The 18900-nt window shown below is 56.3% G+C and carries 5 protein-coding genes; 4 read left to right on the forward strand and 1 reads right to left on the reverse strand.

Annotation, left to right across the window (positions count from 1 at the left end; translation table 11 throughout):
* The first annotated feature begins 111 nt into the window (after positions 1-111).
* Positions 112-2004, forward strand: a complete 1893-nt coding sequence (locus PH7735_RS06265) for a calcium-binding protein (protein ID WP_058310420.1) — start codon at positions 112-114, stop codon at positions 2002-2004.
* 80 nt (positions 2005-2084) lie between these two features.
* Here PH7735_RS06265 and PH7735_RS06270 read toward each other — a convergent pair whose 3' ends face one another.
* The gene (locus PH7735_RS06270; RefSeq protein ID WP_058310421.1) at positions 2085-4130 is read right to left on the reverse strand and encodes an FAD-dependent oxidoreductase; all 2046 of its coding nucleotides are present in this window, start codon (positions 4128-4130) and stop codon (positions 2085-2087) included.
* A 121-nt stretch (positions 4131-4251) separates the two neighbouring features.
* Between PH7735_RS06270 and PH7735_RS06275 the strand changes: the two genes are divergently transcribed.
* The 3 genes from PH7735_RS06275 to PH7735_RS21195 all read left to right on the forward strand — a co-directional run bounded on the left by PH7735_RS06275 (position 4252) and on the right by PH7735_RS21195 (position 18849).
* Complete coding sequence (locus tag PH7735_RS06275) at positions 4252-4869, forward strand: TetR/AcrR family transcriptional regulator (RefSeq protein WP_058310422.1); 618 nt, start codon at positions 4252-4254, stop codon at positions 4867-4869.
* Between the two features lie 165 nt (positions 4870-5034).
* Positions 5035-6258, forward strand: a complete 1224-nt coding sequence (locus PH7735_RS06280) for a calcium-binding protein (protein WP_058310423.1) — start codon at positions 5035-5037, stop codon at positions 6256-6258.
* Between the two features lie 255 nt (positions 6259-6513).
* Entirely contained in the window at positions 6514-18849 is a 12336-nt protein-coding gene (locus PH7735_RS21195) for a calcium-binding protein (RefSeq protein ID WP_058310424.1), read from the forward strand.
* Positions 18850-18900 lie beyond the last annotated feature (51 nt).

Raw genomic sequence — 18900 nt, forward strand, 5'->3', positions numbered from 1 at the left:
ATTGTTTCGAGGGCAAATCGCCCGGGTCAAAAAAAACAAAAAGACACACTCCCCGGTTCTGTTGCAGTCAGAACAGCGATGTAGTCAGCCCTCTTCATGGGAGGGAAAACTATGGCCATTTACTTTGCTCCGAGCGGCGCTCCACAAGCGGCAAACGAACCGATAGACAGCTTTCTTGCCGATGCTTTCATCGAAGCTTTGCCCGGAGGGGGGTACGTTACCGTTTGGAATGACGGCATTCGCGATGGTGATCAGGACGGGCTGTTCGGGCGTGTGTTCGATGCATCGGGGGCTCCGGTCGGGACCGAGTTTCAGGTCAACACACTCTCAGCAAGCAATCAGGCCTCTCCCGAAATAATAGGGCTGTCTTCGGGCGGCTTTCTTGTTGTCTATGATAGTTTCGGGATCGATGGCAGCCTGCACGGCATCGCCGGTCAGCAGTTCACGGCCAATGGTGGCGCGGTTGGGGACGAGTTTGTCATCAACACCACCACCAGCAGCATTCAGAGCATACCCGCTGTAACCGAGCTCACCAATGGCAATATTGCCGTCACATGGGCGGGCTTTGGCAGTGATGGCAACAACTATGGCATCCAGGGTCAGGTCATTTCCGCCGGCGGAGGTTTGATTGGAGATGAATTCATCGCCAACACATTTACCCTTGGAGGACAGTACTGGCCGGATGTTGCGGCCCTGTCGGGTGGCGGGTTTGTTGTCGTCTGGGATACCGATGGTCAGGATCGCCACTCGTTCGGATCGTATGGACAACGCTTCAACGCGGCGGGCGAGGCCGTCGGCGATGAATTCCAGCTTCACACGTCAGATGGGTTCGCCCAAACCCGACCCAAGGTTGTGGGGCTGGATGACGGTGGCTTTGTGACCATTTGGGAAAGCAATCACCAGGCTGGCATTTCCAATTATGGCCTGTATCTGCAGCGCTTTGATGCCAGCGGAAACAGGGTTGGAGGCGAAGAGCAGATCAATTCCCATGGCAACAGCACTATTCGCTCGCATGAGATTACAGAGCTGGACGATGGTGGTTTCTTTGTCAGTTGGTCCGGCGGGTCCTTCAACAGCACCGAATATCCGCTGGGATTTTACGGGGCGCATTTTGATGCGTCAGCCAATCAGGTCGGGGACCAGATACTGATCACAACTGATCTGAATTCGTCGCGTGGCAACATGCCTGTCACCCAGCTCGATAACGGAGATCTGATCGGGGTTTGGCTTACGGCACCGGAATCCGGATCAAGCTTTGCCGACATGAACACACAAGTCATCGGCCGCTTTGGTGAGATCACCGGCACCGCTGCAGGTGAGGCGCTGACCGGGGCCTTTGGCAATGACAATATCCAAGGCCTGGGCGGTAACGATACGCTGTTGGGGCTTGATGGAACCGATACTCTGATTGGCGGAGACGGCAACGACGTGTTGGTGGGGGGCAGCAGCGAAAACGACTTGCGCGACCTTGCCTATGGGGGTGCCGGTCATGACTCGCTGGAGGGCGGATATGGTAACGATGAATTGCGCGGCGATGCGGGCAACGACACCATCGCGGGTGGCTTTGGGGCTGATACGGTTATCGGCGGGACGGGCGACGATACCCTCACAGGGTCGGCCTTTGCGGACCAGATCTTTGGCGGGGACGGGGGCGACTTTGTAAACGGCGGCTTTGGCCATGACCTTCTGAATGGCGGGGCGGGGGGGGACCGGTTCTTCCACATCGGCATCGCGGATCACGGATCTGACTGGATTCAGGACTATGATGCATCCGAAGGCGATATCCTGCAATTCGGGATCGGCTCGGCCACGGCCAGCCAGTTTCAGGTCAATACAACCCACACCGCCACAGCGGCCGGAGAACGCTCGGGTGATGACAGCATCGAAGAGGCCTTTGTAATCTATCGCCCCACTGGCCAGATCATGTGGGCCTTGGTTGACGGAGCAGGACAATCGTCAATCAATCTGCAAATTGGTGGTGACGTGTTTGATTTGCTGGTCTGAGAGTTGACAAAATTCACCCTCCGCAAGGTTTGTCCTTGCAGGGGGCGTTACAGACGCAGCGTTGTGAAAAAATTTCGTAATTACAAGTCTTTAACCAACCTCAGGGCGTCGTAGATGGCCGCGTGTGTATTGCGCGCCGACACCGCATCTCCGATGCGGAAAATTTGAAACGCGCCTTCGTCATTGCGCACCACGGTCTGGGGCGCCCCTGCGATCAAGGCGTCATAGTCCACGGCGCCACAGTTTGAACTCTGGGGTTTCAACTCGTGATACAGATCGTCCAAGGGCAATGTGCCATAGTTAACCACGACCTGATCATACTCTTTTTGCTCGGTATGGTCGCTATAATCAGTGCCGATTGTCGCTGACAGCTTGTTCCCAGACCGTGTTACATCCATCAGCCGGCGCGTGACCGTGAAGGTGACGTCCTTGTCTTGAAGGGAGCGCATGTAGGGCACCAGATTCATTGCCATCACATCCGGTGCAAACACGCGGTCCGGTGTCATGATCTCGACCTGTGATCCCGCCGCTGCCGCAATCTCGGCGGCTTGAAGGGCAGGGTGGTCCCCGCTTTCATCATAGATCAAAACGTTTTGCGCCGGTTTGACATCGGCGGAAATCAAATCCCAAGTGGTGACCACATGCGGGGTGTCCTTGCCCGTTTCAAACAGTTCCGTGTTGGGAAGACCGCCCGTTGCAATGATCACCACATCGGGGTTCAGCGCGGTCACATCTTCGGCTTCGGCCCATGTGTTGAAATGAAAGACAACATCCCGCGCCGCGCATTGGGCCATACGCCAATCGATGATCGACATCATTTCTCGGCGGCGGGGGCTTTGCGAAGTCAACCGGATTTGACCTCCGGGATCGGGCTGGGCCTCAAAGACGGTCACGTCATGTCCGCGTTCCGCCGCAACGCGCGCAGCCTCAAGACCGGCAGGACCAGCGCCCACGATGACAACGCGTTTCTTCTCATTGGCAGGCGGAATGTCGTGCGGCATGGACAACTCGCGACCCGTGGCCGCGTTGTGAATGCAAAGCGCATCGCCAGCCTGATAAATCCTGTCAAGGCAATAGGTTGCCCCGACACAGGGCCGGATGTCCTCTTCGCGACCTTCCATGATTTTGCGTACCACATGGGGGTCGGCCATATGGGCCCGCGTCATGCCGACCATATCCAGAAGACCGGCCTCTACCGCATAGCGGGCGGTTGCCACATCCGGAATTTTTGATGCGTGGAATGTTGGCATGCCGGTGGCTTTTTTGACCCGTCCGGCAAAGTCCAGATGGGGCGCGTTTGCCATGCCCTGAACGGGGATCAGGTCGGTCATGGCAGGATCAGTATGGATACGTCCACGGATCACATTGAGGAAATCCAACTGTCCCGTTGCCGCGAGACGTTTCGAGATTTCGATCCCGTCTTCCTCTGTTATGCCGCCCTTTTGGGCCTCGTCCGCGGTATAGCGAAAGCCGACAATAAAGGACTCTCCGACCCGTTTTCGGATGGCTTCCAAAACATCCATCGGGAACCGAAGCCGGTTCTCGAGCGTGTCTGCGCCGTAAGGGCCAACGAGGTCGTTCGTCAGAGGAGACCAGAACTGGTCAAGCAGGTGACCATAGACCTGCAACTCGATCCCATCCATGCCACCGGCCTGCATGCGTTCGGCCGCATCGGCAAAGTCGGTGATGATCCTCTCGATATCCCAATCTTCAATCAGCTTGGGAAAGGCACGGTGCGCCGGTTCACGGTGTTTAGAGCTTGAGACTGAAGGCAGCCAGTTCCCTTTGTTCCATGTTGTCCGGCGGCCAAGGTGGGTGAGCTGGATCATTACCGCACAGCCATGTTCGTGGCATCCATCGGTAAGGTTTTGAATCCACGGGACAACCTCGTCCTTATAGGCGAGGATATTGTTGAACACGGGCGGGCTGTCTTTTGAGACCGCCGCCGATCCTGCCGTCATCGCGAGGGCCACGCCTGCTTTGGCCCGCTCTTCGTGATAGGCCCGATACCGGTCTTTAGGCATGCCATCTTCGGGATAGGCGGGTTCATGGCTTGTCGTCATGATCCGGTTTTTCAAGGTCAGATGCTTGAGCTGATAAGGTTGTAGAAGTGGATCTTTGCTCATGAGTAGGCGCGCCTTCCTAAAACAAAAGGGTCTAAAAAGCCCCGCTCGGGGTTCTTGACATGTGTGTCAAGTTGAAGCCTATGTGAATTGACACATATGTCAAGTTCCTTATGGTGACCGCATGACAACACCTTCCTCTCCCCGCCAGCGCGGGTCGCGCGACCTCTGGCTTGATGCGGCATATGATTTGCTGATTTCCGGTGGGATCGAGGCGGTGAAAATCATGCCGTTGGCGAAACACCTCAACATGACGCGGACAGGGTTTTATTGGTTTTTCAAAGATGTAGCCGAACTTCACGCGGCAATGATCCTGCGTTGGGAAGAACAGAATACGGGCATTCTGATTGATCGTTGCAACGCCGAAGCCAGCAATATTTGCGAGGCATTGTTCAACCTTATGGATTGCTGGCTTGATCCCACATTGTTTGATGACAGGCTGGATCTGGCAATCAGAAACTGGGCCCGGACCGAGCCCACGCTTCAGGCGCGTCTGGATAAGGCGGACAGTCTTCGCATTGCGGCGGTGACGCGGTTGTTTGCGCGTTTCGGGTTTACAAAAGAACAGTCCGAAGTGCGCGGCATGACCGTGATTTACACGCAAATTGGCTATATCTCGATGCAGGTTGCAGAGAATGCAGAGGACCGGCTTGAGCGTGTTCAGCACTATGTCGAACTCTTCGCAAACCGCAGACCTTCTTCACAAGACATCGCCACGTTTGGACGTCGCCACAAAGCATAGGCCGCCTGTTCAGGGGGCATGATGCACGCCAAACACCCACCCCGTTCCCGTCGTTTTGATATCTCTATTTTGATATGTGTCAGGGCGTATCGGTGCGGTTTGTCGTAGAATCTAAAGTATAGGGCGATGGCATGGTGCCTTAGCGACGCCCGAGAGGAGGGAAAGATGTCTACACATACGTTAACCGGTTTTTCTGTGACACGTCCTTGGGGCATTTCAACCCCTGTGTCGGTGGTCCCATCCACGTTGGAGATTGATGCATTAGGGGGTGACAGCGCCTTTTCCTATGTGATCGATTTTGAATTCTTCGAAGATTTCCCAATGGTGATCATTGACGACATCGGAGACTGGAGGACGACGCTTAACGGGCAGTCTGTGATCATGGACTATACCAATCCGGCGCATGACTCTATCGAAGTTCTCTTGGGCCAGATCGTCTGGGGCTCAGGAAACGTAAGTTATGCACTGAAACTGTTTCCCGTTACGGGGTCACAAGAGGTGCAGCACTATTTCCTTTTGGGAGGGGACCCGCTTCCCGATATCGTGGATTTGGCATCCTATAGCGATTTCAACGGTTTGGTCACCTCCATGGAACCGATACCGTCAGGACCGTTTGCACCCAATATGGAAATCGATCTGTTTGGCCTCGCCTCGTCGACGTTTTCCAGTGAAGTCGATGACATCACCGGAACGGATGGTGCGGATTCATTCCACGGCGGGGATGGCAATGACATACTGCGAGGCGAAGACGGCGATGACGTTCTGCAAGGCGGTAGAGGTGTGGACACCCTGATCGGAGGAGAGGGCAACGACACCCTGCTGGGCGGCGACACCATGGATGACCTGCGTGATGTGATCTATGCCGGAAACGGCGACGATTCACTGGACGGCGGTTACGGCAATGACGAACTGCGTGGGGACGCCGGCAATGATACGATTGCAGGTGGGTTTGGAGCCGACACCGTAATTGGCGGAACAGGGCATGATGCGCTCACGGGCAGTGCCTATGCAGACCAGATTTTTGGTGGCGCTGGCGATGACTTTATCAATGGTGGATTTGGTCATGACCTTTTGAACGGTGGTGCAGGGGCGGACAGGTTCTTTCACTTGGGAATTCTCGACCATGGCTCGGACTGGGTACAGGATTACAACGCGGCAGACGGGGATGTTCTTCAGTTTGGAAATGCCTCTGCTACGCGCAGCCAGTTTCAGGTGAACACCACGCACACGGCAACCGCTGCGGGAGAACGCTCGGGCGATGATGACGTGGAAGAGGCCTTTGTGATCTATCGTCCAACCGGCCAGATTATGTGGGCGCTTGTGGACGGCGACGGGCAGGCCTCAATCAACCTGCAGATTGGTGGTGATGTGTTTGATTTGCTAGCCTGATCTTGTGATTGACATGAAACGAGGCCCGCTGGAAATTCCGGCGGGTCGTGTCTTGAGAGCGTGGCAAATTGCTTTTGTGGATGTGATGGGCCTCTGAAAGTGGGACATGCTGCGGGAGGCGATAAAGGGGCGATGCAAAGACATTTAATGAAATGAATAGGTTGTCCGGTTTTTTAAATGTGAGTTTAAATTGCCTTTATTTCGCCATAATCCCCCAAGTGCGCTACAGTTGAGGTCTCTCGGGAGGAGACTGCTATGCGCGTTCAGAATACTTCGGTCACTTTTTCCACTGAAGGACAATCGCTTTGGCGTCCCGGACCGGCGGAAAGTTTTCGCATAGATACAGGTGATTACCTGATTTATGACACCGGAGAGCTCACCTATAATTTTAGCGCCGATGCCGGTGTGGTGGAGTTTTCAGCACAAGCCTATTTCGGGATGCGATTCGGGCTTGTGGCGTGGGCAAATCTTGGAGAAGGCGGCAGTTGGGGCGCAACTTACGAGCTTGATCTGCAAGTGGGCATCCCAGATGCTCAGACTGTTTCGCTGCAAAATCCGGATCTGTCCTACCAGCCGCGCACCATGATGCATTTTGATTTCAGTGACTATGAAATCGTGTCTGCCGAGATCGTTTCTGAGGGTTTTGAGATCGGCGTCGACGGCACGATTTCGGCCGGTCTGGATATGATCATTGATGTGTCTGCAGGGGTGCGCAATATCGAAGTCGAAACCCTGTTCAAGGACTTCAGCTTTAGCGACCTGAACATTATCAATGTCGATGAAACCATCAACCTGATCACGGTTTCTGCCGAGCTTCCCGAATACACGGTAGAGTTGTTTTCAGGTGTCGAGCTGACGGCTCGTGTGCCACAGGGCGCAGATACCGAAGGGTCGTCCGAAGGCAGTGGAGTTGTCAGCGCGCGCGGTTTCTCGGATACCGAGTTTCTGGCGCTTGACGCTGATCTTGACCAGTTGATGACAGAACTTCTGAGCAAGGCCGGCCCACAAGCGGCAGCCGTTGCAAAAGCCTTGCAGAACACGGTCTTCCTTGAGCGCAGCTTTGATATCGGTCCGGTGGATGTCGACGTCACGGTTGTCGATATTTCTGCACATCTTGGCCTTGGCCTGACTGAATCGGTGAATTTGGATATTCGGGACTATAGCCAGAGCTTTGATCACAATGATCCGACTGCAGGCCGACCAAACGTTAATATCCTTTTGACGACGGACAATGGTACGCCTGACGATACGTCTGATGATCTCTCGGTTCCTGCGCGCCTTGGCGATAGCAATGTGGCGATTCCGGCACCTTACATCGGATCGAATTACGGCACCGCGACGGTGACAGCCGAATACAGCGTTGACCGCGCTTTATTTGGCCACACGGTGGGTCTTGGTCTGAATGCCTTTGTTGCGATTGAAATCCTCAAGGTGTCCGTGGATGTCTGGGGGCTTGGCGATAGTTGGGGACCGTTGTTTTATGAGCAGTTTCCAAGCGAAGAAGATGCCGTCATTGACCTTGGAACGCTCTATTCAGACTCGTTTGTTGTGGATGGCTCGATTTTTGGAACAGACTCGGATGCCTACGAAGTCTTTTTTGTTGAAGAGCGTATTGCACCTCCGGGGTGGGACCCAACCCTGCCGTCAGCCGAGCAGGCGGTTTACGGGTATTTCGAAGCCAACAATCAACAGCTTGAGGCGCTCTTTGCGTCGCTCAATGAGTTGTTTGAAGACCTGTATCCCGGGGATCCATTCCTGAACGAGCGTCCGGTACCCGTTGATCCCCAAAACCCGCCCCTCGCCGAATATGATTTTACCGGCGAAGTGGGGAAAGTGCATTTCCTCTGGCAGGGGGCCTACAGCACCGAAGTCACGCTTGCCCATGGGGACGGAAGCCGCGTCACCATCGCAACGCCGACATCCCTTAATGTGCCGAATATTCCGGGGGCGACACCGGCAGCCCCGACCTATGGCGCTTTGCGGGTCAAATTGGATTCCACCGATGTCATTGCGTATTTCTCAACGCTGGATGAGAAGTATCGCGGGTTGTTCCATTCTGCGACCTCTCAAGAGGTGCGCTATAGCTATGCGGACCGTGACGACAGTCAGCTCGACAAGACCATTATAACCGGCAACGTGACCAATGTATTGGGCGGTGATGGCGCGGATGTGATGATCTATCACTACGACCGCAGCACCAGCGACACGCGTGGCGGTGAATTCTTCGACGGTGGCGACAACTTCGATGTGGACAGTAGCCTGAACCTGCGGCCCGATATCAACATCGGTGACCTTTTGATCGCTGACCTGTCGCACATGACTACGACGATTGACATGAACGTGGCAGAATCCGTGCGGCTTGAAAGCCTTGGCACGGGGCTGGGCGGCATGATTGTCCGCACCTATCAGCACGACCCGGTGACCGGCGACATTCTTGTTGATCCGGTGACGGGCGAACGTCTGATCGCAGAGGTTGTCAGAGATCCGTCGAACCCAAGCATTCTGTATGATCCCAATCAGGTGATTGTGCGCAATGTAGAAGCCTTGGCTTTGCGCACGGGCAGCGGGGATGATTATCTCGTTGGCGGCACCTTTACGGATATTTTCCTTACGGGTGCAGGCGACGATGTGGTGCGGTTTGTCGACTCGATCGATATCGCTGGGGTTCTCGAGGAAGACACCTATTTCGATGTCGATGATGACTTTGCGCATCTCGGCGATGGTGATGACGTTGCGATTGTCCAAATGACGGATATGCCCGGCGCAGAGCATAATCGCCAATTTACCGATCATATCATGGGTGGTCTTGGCGTGGATCACCTGTTTATTCAGGCGGGTAATCAGGGTCTGCGCTATGACATTTCAACCGACACCACTAGTTATGTTTTTGGTGGAGAAGGTATTGGGGCCCTTGGCGACCATGATGACTTTGCTCGACTTCTGTCTCTCATCGAAGAGACTCGCAGCGAAATGTGGACCTCTGACCGGTTTGGAAACGAACAGTCCTTTTATGGATACGCTGACCAACACATCTTGATGCTGAACGGCACTGGCAATCGCGGTGCGGTGCGGTTCTCGCGCGATGTCGAGCAGGTCAGCGTTATTCCCGAAACCGTCTATGACAGCAACGGCGACCCGCTGCCCTCGAACACGGGCGTTGGCGATGATCTTTTGGTCTATATGGGCGGCAGCCGGTATGATGGTGGCATCGGCGGTATTGATACCTTCCTTGCCGATTTCAGCACATGGTCAAGCTATCAGTCGCTTGGCCGGACTGGGGAAGGCGTCGCCATTTCTCTGGCCAATACGGAATCCTATTTCGGATCGACTGTTATCCAGAATATCGACCGGTTGCACGTGCGCGGCACGTTTGATTTTGATGTCATCATTGGCGGCACGCTGGATGACTACATCGACGGCGGTGACGCAGACGATGTGCTTTACGGGGGGGGCGATCAATCTTCCGACACTTTGATTGGTGGGTCGGGGAACGACCTGTTTACATGGGCGGCGGATGGCGATGATTTCATCGACGGCGGGTTCGGTATCGATACCCTCAATATCTACGAGGGCGGGCGCGGGGGCGGGCATACTATTGCGCTGTCCAATGCGGACGGGCGGATCGACCTGAACCTGACAACCAATGTTCACGCCGGTGAAACAGACGCCGAGATCACCGAGTTCTTTGATGCCATTGCGACCGCGACAACCTATGATGCGGGTTTCGGCACCAACACGGTCCAGTACACAAACGTCGAACATGTCAACATCACGGGCAACGTGTATGCGGACGATGTTTTGCTTTACCAAAACGGTAACTACTACAATGGCGGCAACAGTGCGGCTGATGGCGACCTGTTTATCGCTGACTTCCGCGGACAGCTGTCTGGTATCAATTTCGAAGTGCGCGATACCCGCTCGATTGGGGAAAGCAACGGCTACTGGCTTGGCAACGAGGTTTACATCGACGGCATCGACCGTGGTGTGATCTTTGGTGGCGAGGCATTCGATACGTTCGCGGGCGGTATCTACAATGATATGTTCCACGGGGGTGGTGGCAACGACATCCTCTTTGGGCGCGGCGGCAATGACACTTTGGTTGGTGGCCAAGGCAGCGACACGTTCTTTTATGACAGTCAGGGCCACGATCTTGTTCTGGGGGGCACTAATGCGGGCAACCAGTATATCAACGGCTTATTGGTGCGCAGCGTCGCCGAAGAAGACCGCCTGAACATTTTGAACAGCACCGGCCCGCTGCGGGTGGCCATCAAGGACGAAAACGGCGATTTCATTCTCTCGAGCCGCCATGGCATGGCCCTTACCAACAGTTCGAGCGAAGTGCTGCATGAGCTTGCCCTGAATTCCCACACTGCCGCGCGCTGGCAGTATCATACGAAAAACAACTCGAACCTTGAATCGACCACATCGCCGGATATCGTTTACGCCGAGATCGAAGCGGTCGATATTGCAGGTTCGGACCTCTATGATGATCTGATCGTCTATCAGAATGGCATGGCCTATGTCGGTGGCGAGAGTTACCGCGACGAAGACATGTTCCTGGCCGATCTCAGGACCTTTGACGAGAATCTGACATTCAACGCCGACCATACCGTAGGCGAGGCCTATGATATTGGTCAGGGCACACAGATTGCTGATTTCGAACAGTTTTACCTCTTGCTGGGCAGCGGCAACGATTTGGTGCTGGGCGGTGATCTGGGCGATACGGTCTATGCAGGCGATGGCGACGACCGTCTTGTGGACGGGCGCGGAGATGACCATCTTGTGGGCGAAGGCGGCAATGACTTCTTCGAACACACTGAAGGCAACGACACCGTTGATGGGGGTGCCGGAGCAAGTGATACGCTTCTCATCGGTGGCACGGGTACATCGTTCCAGGCGTCGTTCTTTGATGCGACTGGGGCACAGCTGGGCACCACATTGTCCATGGCGGGCGGCGCGCCCGGTTTCGCCGACTTTGCCGCGGCTTACAGCCATTCAACCCTATCTTACACGGTCATCACGCATGGCGAAAACTCGGTCGAATTCCGGGGGGTCGAGAACCTCAACATGTCGGGCAGTTCCGGCAATGACGTTCTCTTGGCAGGGTCTTCTCAAAGCGTTCTGTTCGGCGGTGCCGGAAATGACGCGCTTATCGGCTTTGAGGGCGATGATTTCCTTTCGGGCGGGGAAGGGTCTGACGTCTATGTCTTTGGCAGCGACTTTGGCGATGACGTCATCTTTGGCGAAAGCTTTGGCTCGAGCAGGCTTGTCTTTACGGCATATTCCTCGATTGACCTCAGCTATTCCGCGACCGGTTTTGACCTCTTGGTTTCTGCTGGAAGCAACTCTGTCAGGGTGGTCGACTATTTCGCGACAAACACCTCGTTCGGGCTGAACTTCGTGTTCGAGACAACGGATGGAACGGGCACGCGTGACTTCTCGTCATTGGGTGTGACCGGAAGAAGCAACGAAACGGTTGGACAGACCTATCTGGGGACAGATGGCGCCGATCTTATCGAAGCAGGCACAAGTGAACGCGACACGTATCGCGGCTTTGACGGTCAGGACGGTTTCCTGTCCAGCGCAGGTGCAGACCTTTATGACGGCGGCGCCAGCGAAGATGTTGTCGACTATGGCCAGTCGGCCGGTCCGGTCAATGTCAACCTTGCAACCTTCAGCGGAACAGGTGGCGACGCAGAAGGAGACTTCCTTGTTTCCATCGAGGCGGTGTCGGGAACGCGTGGCAATGACACGCTCTCAGGCAGCCGGTTCAATAACACCCTGAGCGGTGGCTTGGGCGACGATACGCTGTTCGGATTTGATGGCGACGATGTTCTTCTTGGTGAAGAGGGCAACGATACCCTTGGTGGCGGTAAGGGGGCTGATACGCTCTTGGGCAGCGATGGTTCTGATAACCTCTGGGGGGGTGCCGGTATTGACCTTCTTGTCGGGGGCGACGGAAACGATACGCTTGACGGTGGGGGCGATGGTGACCTTCTGGATGACGGCTTGGGTGATGACATCGCGCGGGGTGGCGCAGGTGACGACATCTTTGCCTATCGCGGCGGGCTTGATGACTGGGACGGTGGGGCAGGCAGCGACTATGCCAACTTCTCGAACCTTGAATACGCGGTCGGGATTGATCTTGCGGCTGCTGACACAGCGGTCACGCGGGATGCCACGACAATAAATGACGGGGCTGGTTCCCTGCGTACACTGGTGCGTATGACCAACATTGAAAACGCACGCGGGTCTTTCTTTGACGATGATCTGGCCGGCGACGGACAGGCGAACCTGCTGGACGGGAACGCGGGCGATGACATCATCACAGGTCATGCGGGTGCCGATACGCTGACCGGTGGTGCGGGCATCGATACGCTGGACTACAGCCGTGAAACGGGCTCTGCGGGCGTTGATGTCTGGATGGACATCGAAGGCGCGGAATACGGCGTTGATTCACACGGGCACCGCGACACGCTGCAAAGCTTTGAAGTTGTGATTGGCACCGGCCATGCCGACCAGATCACCGGCAATGCGGCGGACAACGTGATCTTTGGTGGCGGTGGTAATGATGATGCTCTCGACGGGTTCGAAGGCAATGATGCGCTTTATGGCCAAGCGGGCAATGACACCATCTATGGCGGCGACGGCTCTGACACGATGAGCGGCGGCGACGGCAACGACTATGTTTATGGCGGCGCGGGCAATGACGTCTTCATCGGTGGCGGCACAGATGATGCGATTGCAACGTTCAGCAGTGGCCTTGGCAACGATACCTATGAGGGTGGCACAGGCGTGGATATCATGTCCTACTCCACCACCACGGCCGGTATTTCTGTTGATCTGACCCTGAGTTCGGGACAGGTGAACGGGACCGAAATCGGTGTCGACACGTTGTTCTCGATCGACAATATCGTGGGCGGTCTTGGCAATGACCTGATGGTCGGCAACGCGCAGTCCAACACCTTCTCGTACTTTGGCGGCACGGACTCATACGTGGGCGGCGGGGGCGACGATGTTGTCAGCTTCCTGATGTTTGATGCTGCGGTTCTTGTCGATCTCGACAACCCCAACGAAGTGCGCACGGCGGATCGCGCCGATGTGTTGACGGGGCCATTCCGCACGATTGCCCAGCTGTCGGGCATCGAAGGCATCTGGGGGTCAAACTATAATGATATCCTGAGCGGGAACAGAGAAGCCAACATCATACTCGGTGGCGCAGGTAACGATGTCATCGACGGCGGCCTGTCACCTTCTGAAGGTACGGACAGTGACCAGCTCTATGGCGGAGACGGCGACGACCGCTTTATCGGTCGCGCGGGTGATGGCTCTGACACCTTTGACGGGGGCGCAGGCACCGACGCCTTGGATTACTCGGCCGAAACCTCAGGCGTGAACGCCAGCCTGACCACGGGCAACGGCGGAGATCGCGTCATAAACGTCGAACGCCTGATCGGGACAAGCTTTGCAGATTTCCTGACGGGTGATGCGGCCGCAAATATCATGCAGGCCGGATTGGGCGACGATACGGTCGATGCGGGGCTTGGCGATGACCTGATTGCCTATTCCGGTGGCATGGACATCGTGCGGGGCAACGATGGTCTTGATACGCTCGACTATTCAATGTTTGGCAGCGCCATTGATCTGGATTTGCGGATCATGGGGGATGCGGTTGTTACCGGCGACACCAATTCATGGGACACAGGCCCACGCCGTGTGATCACCCTGTTGCCCGACATGGATATCGAAAATGCCATCGGGACAGATGCAAATGACCGTCTGCAAGGCAACGACCTTGCCAATATGCTGAATGGCGGTTTGGGCAACGATGAGCTGTTCGGTTTCGACGGCGACGACATGTTCGCTTACTCGGGTGGGCAGGACAGCTGGGACGGGGGCGCGGGTGTCGATACCGCCAACTTCTCGACGTTCCGGTATGCGGTGTCGGTCAACCTTGGCACTGCAAGCCCGGGCTTTAACGCCTCTCATCGCGGCGGCAGCGACCTGTCTTCTGGGACCTTTGTCAACATGGCCCGGATGACGGGCATCGAAAACGTGATTGGCACGACCTTTGATGACCGCCTGACTGGGGATACCATGGACAATGTTTTGTCCGGTTATGGTGGCAACGACATTATGAGCGGCCTTGAAGGGGCTGATGTGCTTCAGGGCGGGTCGGGCGATGACCTTCTGCGTGGCGGTGCCGGAGCGGATACGCTGCAAGGCGGGGACGGGATTGATACTGCGGGCTATGAAAGTTCAAGCGCGGCAGTTTCGGTTGCGTTGTTTGACGGCACCGGATCCGGTGGCGAGGCCGAAGGCGATACGCTGTCACTTATTGAAAATGTCTATGGGTCTGCACATGCGGATTTCCTGTTTGGCGACAACGAAGCAAACGAACTTGTTGGCAACGCGGGCAATGACCTTCTTGCTGGTGAGGGCGGCAATGACCGTTTGCTTGGTGGCACGGGCGACGACGAACTTCAGGGTGGTGACGGCTTTGATCTGGCCTTTATCCGCGCTGCCCAATCGGATGTTTCGGTCGAACAGGGAGACGGCTTCTTGCGGTTGACCTCGGCTCAGGGCGTTGACATGATCCACGATGATGTCGAGTTTATCGAGTTCACCGACGGCATTTTTTCCCATACCCAGGTTGCCGCATTGGCCGGTCCCGGCAATGATACGCTGATCGGGACCTCCGAGGTGGACTACCTTGTGGGGCAGGGTGGTGCCGACCAGATCGAAGGTCGCGAAGGCAACGACCATCTTCTTGGTGGTTCGGGCAACGACACCATGTTGGGTGAAGCTGGCGCGGATCGTCTTGATGGCGGGTCTGGCAATGACGTTCTGGACGGTGGTCTGGGGCGTGATCTGATGGCCGGCGGCTCTGGAAGTGATCTCTATACCGTGGATCAAAGTGACGATCTTGTTCAGGAAGGCCTGAACGCGGGCAACGACACTGTGCAATCTTCGGCAGACTATGTGCTTTCGGACAATCTGGAGAACCTGACGCTGACGGGTGAAGGCGACATAGCCGGGACCGGTAATGCGCAGGGCAATCGTATTGTCGGCAATGCCTATGACAACACTTTGACCGGTGCGGGTGGCGATGACACCCTGTTGGGTGGTTTGGGCGTCGACACTGTTGTTCTGGGCATAGCGCGCAGTTCTGTCAGCATCTCACAAGGCAGCGAGGGCCTGATCCTGAGGTCTTCAGAAGGTGTCGATGTGATTGGCCGCGATGTCGAGGTGATTTCCTTTACGGATGGCGACGCAAGCTATGGCGATCTGGCGGCCACTTTGCCCTCTGCGGTGCAGGGAACCAATGCTGGCGAAACCCGTACGGGGACACCGAATGCGGATATCATTGCGGGTCTGGGTGGCGATGACCGCCTTGAAGGTCGGGCACAGAATGACATCCTGTTGGGTGGAACCGGCAACGATGCCCTTCTTGGTGAAGAAGGCTGGGATCATCTTGAAGGCGGGATCGGCAACGACACGCTGGATGGTGGCACTGGTGCGGATCGCCTGTTTGGCGGGTTTGGCAACGATATCTACGTCGTGGATCGGGCTGATGACGAAGTCTTTGAAGATGAAGGTCAGGGTATCGACGAGGTGCAGTCCGATGTCACCTTCGCTTTGGCGCGCAACGTCGAAAACCTTGTTCTAACCGGATCTGGCGATATCGATGGCCTTGGCAATGAAGGCGCCAATGATCTGACGGGCAACACCGGCCACAACCGTCTTATGGGGGCGGATGGCGACGATACCCTGACCGGTGGCGCCGGTGACGATACGCTTGTTGGCGGCGACGGTGAGGACACTGCGGTTTTTGCAAGCACGCTGGCAGATGCGGATGTCATCTTTGGTGCCGCGAATTCGCTGAGCATTACGGATGGTGCGGGAACAAACCATTTGGAAGGTATCGAAATCCTGAGGTTCACAGACCAGACGATTACGGTGACCGATCTGCGCAACGACCTGATCCGTGAACAGCATGTTCAGGTCGGCCCCGGAAATTATCACGACACAGATTATGGCATCGACAACTCGGTCGAAGGCGGAGGGACACAGTTCCTTAATGCTGGTACGGCCAGTCAGGGCAGCAACCAAGGCAACGAGCTGCACTTTACCACCGCTTTCCTCGATGACGGCGGGCGGGCCTACTATTCCGGCAGCGGTTTCCTCAATCAGGCCACCGCCACGGCGAATGCTCTGCGAGCGGACTTTACTGGTGGCAACACAACCCAGATGTACCTCCAAAGCATGAGCTTGCCTTTGCTCGATCTGATCAATGCGGACTGGGCCTATTTCCAGACGCATGTCTTCAGTGGCGATGACAGGTTGCAAGGGTCCTATTTTGCGGACCATCTTGTTGGCTACGAAGGCAATGACACCATTCTGGGCGGCTATGGCGACCGTGAAAGATATAACCTGCTTACGGAAAACCCTTCGCCACGCCCATCTCCCGAGCGTCGTCCGGGCTATTACACCAATGATCCCGAACACTTTCTTGATGATGGCAACGACACGCTGGACGGCGGCGGCGGTGATGACCTTATCGACGGGGACACCGGTCACGATTCACTGATCGGCGGGTCCGGAAACGACGAACTGTGGGGTGGTGGCGATGATGGCCACGACACGCTGCGCGGTGGGACGGGTGACGATACCCTGCATGGCGGGGGCGGCGAGGATCTTGCCGTTATCATTGCCGTCAGCACGGAAGCAACCTTCCGTATGAACGCCGGGATGCTGGAAATCACGTCGGATGACGGCGTCGACCTGATCGACGCTGATGTGGAAGAGATACAGTTCTACGACCTGACGCTCACCTATACGCAGGCCTTGGAGCTGGCGCGGGTCAGCCCATCGGCGACCGCTTCGGATGACACTCTTGTCGGCACCCCCGCAGGCGAGACCCTGTCTGGGCTGGCTGGAAACGATATCCTGTTTGGTCGTGCGGGCAACGATCAGCTTCTGGGCGGGGAAGGCAACGACACCCTGCATGGAGAAGACGGCGCAGATACATTGAACGGCGGTGAAGGTCGCGATGTGATGAATGGCGGCGGCGGGGATGACACTCTTCTGAACTCTGATGGCAATGATGTGATGGATGGCGGAGATGGCATCGACAGCGTCCGGATCAATGCGAACTATGCCGATGTGGTGGTTGGATATGACAACGGTATTGTCATCTCGTCGACCCAAGGCGTGGATCTGATCGTCAACACCGAGACCTTTATCTTCAATGACCAAACCATTGAAGGTGAAGAGATGTTTATCCGCGCTCTGAACGGCGCGCCGGTCTCGTTGCTGCCTTCCACATTGAGATCGGACGAAGGTGCGGTTCTGCTGGAGCTGTCTCAGTATTTCGTTGATCCGGATGGCGACGCCCTGACGTTTACCCTGTTTGGCTTGCCCCAAGGTGTGACATTGGACGCGGCCACCGGACGGATCAGCGGATCGCTCACGGCAAGCGCAGAGCCGTTTGAGCTGTCTGTGACGGTCGAAGATGCAAACGGCAACTCGGCAACCGAATCCGTGTCGTGGCGTGTTGAAAATGTAAACGATGCGCCAACCGGCGGTCTTGTGATTGATGGCGTTCCAATGGCGGGCCAGACCTTGAGCGTGGTCTCGACCGTGGCCGATGCTGATGGCATCGATCCGGCAACTGTTCAGTATCAATGGCTGCGTGATGGTATCGAAATTGCCGGAGCAAACGGTCAGACCTTTGCACCGGTTGCGGGTGATGTTGGCGACACGCTGACCGTGCGTATTACCTATACCGATCTTTATGGCACGGACGAGGAAGTCAGCAGCGCCGGTGTCGAAGTTCTGGCAAGTTCCGTTTCCCTGACCGGAGACGGCGCCGCCAACAGGCTTGTCGGGGGGATCGGAGATGATCGCCTGAGCGGCCTTGCGGGCAACGACACTCTGATCGGGAACAGCGGCAATGACACCTTGTTGGGTGGTGATGGTGGGGATGTTCTGAACGGTGGCGAAGGCAACGATAGCATTGTCGGGGGCACAAGTTCGGATGACCTTCGGGATGTTGTCTATGCCGGTGCGGGCAACGACTCGGTCGACGGTGGTTATGGTAATGACGAGCTGCGCGGTGATGCGGGCAATGACACCATCGCGGGGGGCTTTGGCGCCGATACGGTGATCGGGGGCACCGGCAACGACACCCTGACGGGGTCTGCCTTTGCCGACCAGATCTTTGGCAGCGCCGGAGATGACTTTGTGAACGGCGGCTTCGGGCATGATCTGTTGAACGGGGGCGCTGGCGGCGACCGGTTCTTCCACATCGGGATCTTCGATCACGGGTCAGACTGGATTCAGGATTACAACGCGGCGGATGGCGATGTTCTGCACTTTGGCAACGCCTCGGCCTCGATCAACCAGTTTCAGGTCAACACAACCCATACGGCCACGGCTGCCGGTGAACGGTCGGGGGATGACGACGTCGAAGAAGCGTTCGTTATCTACCGTCCCACAGGGCAGATCATGTGGGCGCTTGTGGATGGCGGTGGTCAGTCATCGATCAACCTTCAGATCGGGACACAGGTTCACGATCTTCTTGCATAAATCGCCAGACTGTGGTGTCCTTGGGCGTCGCGGTCTTGTTGCAGATACAAA

Source organism: Shimia thalassica, from assembly GCF_001458215.1.
Taxonomy (GTDB): domain Bacteria; phylum Pseudomonadota; class Alphaproteobacteria; order Rhodobacterales; family Rhodobacteraceae; genus Shimia; species Shimia thalassica.

Excerpts from the sequence above, each read along its gene's own strand:
- PH7735_RS06270 (WP_058310421.1), bottom strand. The coding sequence starts at position 4,130 with ATGAGCAAAGATCCACTTCTACAACCTTATCAGCTCAAGCATCTGACC.
- PH7735_RS06265 (WP_058310420.1), top strand. The coding sequence starts at position 112 with ATGGCCATTTACTTTGCTCCGAGCGGCGCTCCACAAGCGGCAAACGAA.
- PH7735_RS21195 (WP_058310424.1), top strand. The coding sequence starts at position 6,514 with ATGCGCGTTCAGAATACTTCGGTCACTTTTTCCACTGAAGGACAATCG.
- PH7735_RS06280 (WP_058310423.1), top strand. The coding sequence starts at position 5,035 with ATGTCTACACATACGTTAACCGGTTTTTCTGTGACACGTCCTTGGGGC.
- PH7735_RS06275 (WP_058310422.1), top strand. The coding sequence starts at position 4,252 with ATGACAACACCTTCCTCTCCCCGCCAGCGCGGGTCGCGCGACCTCTGG.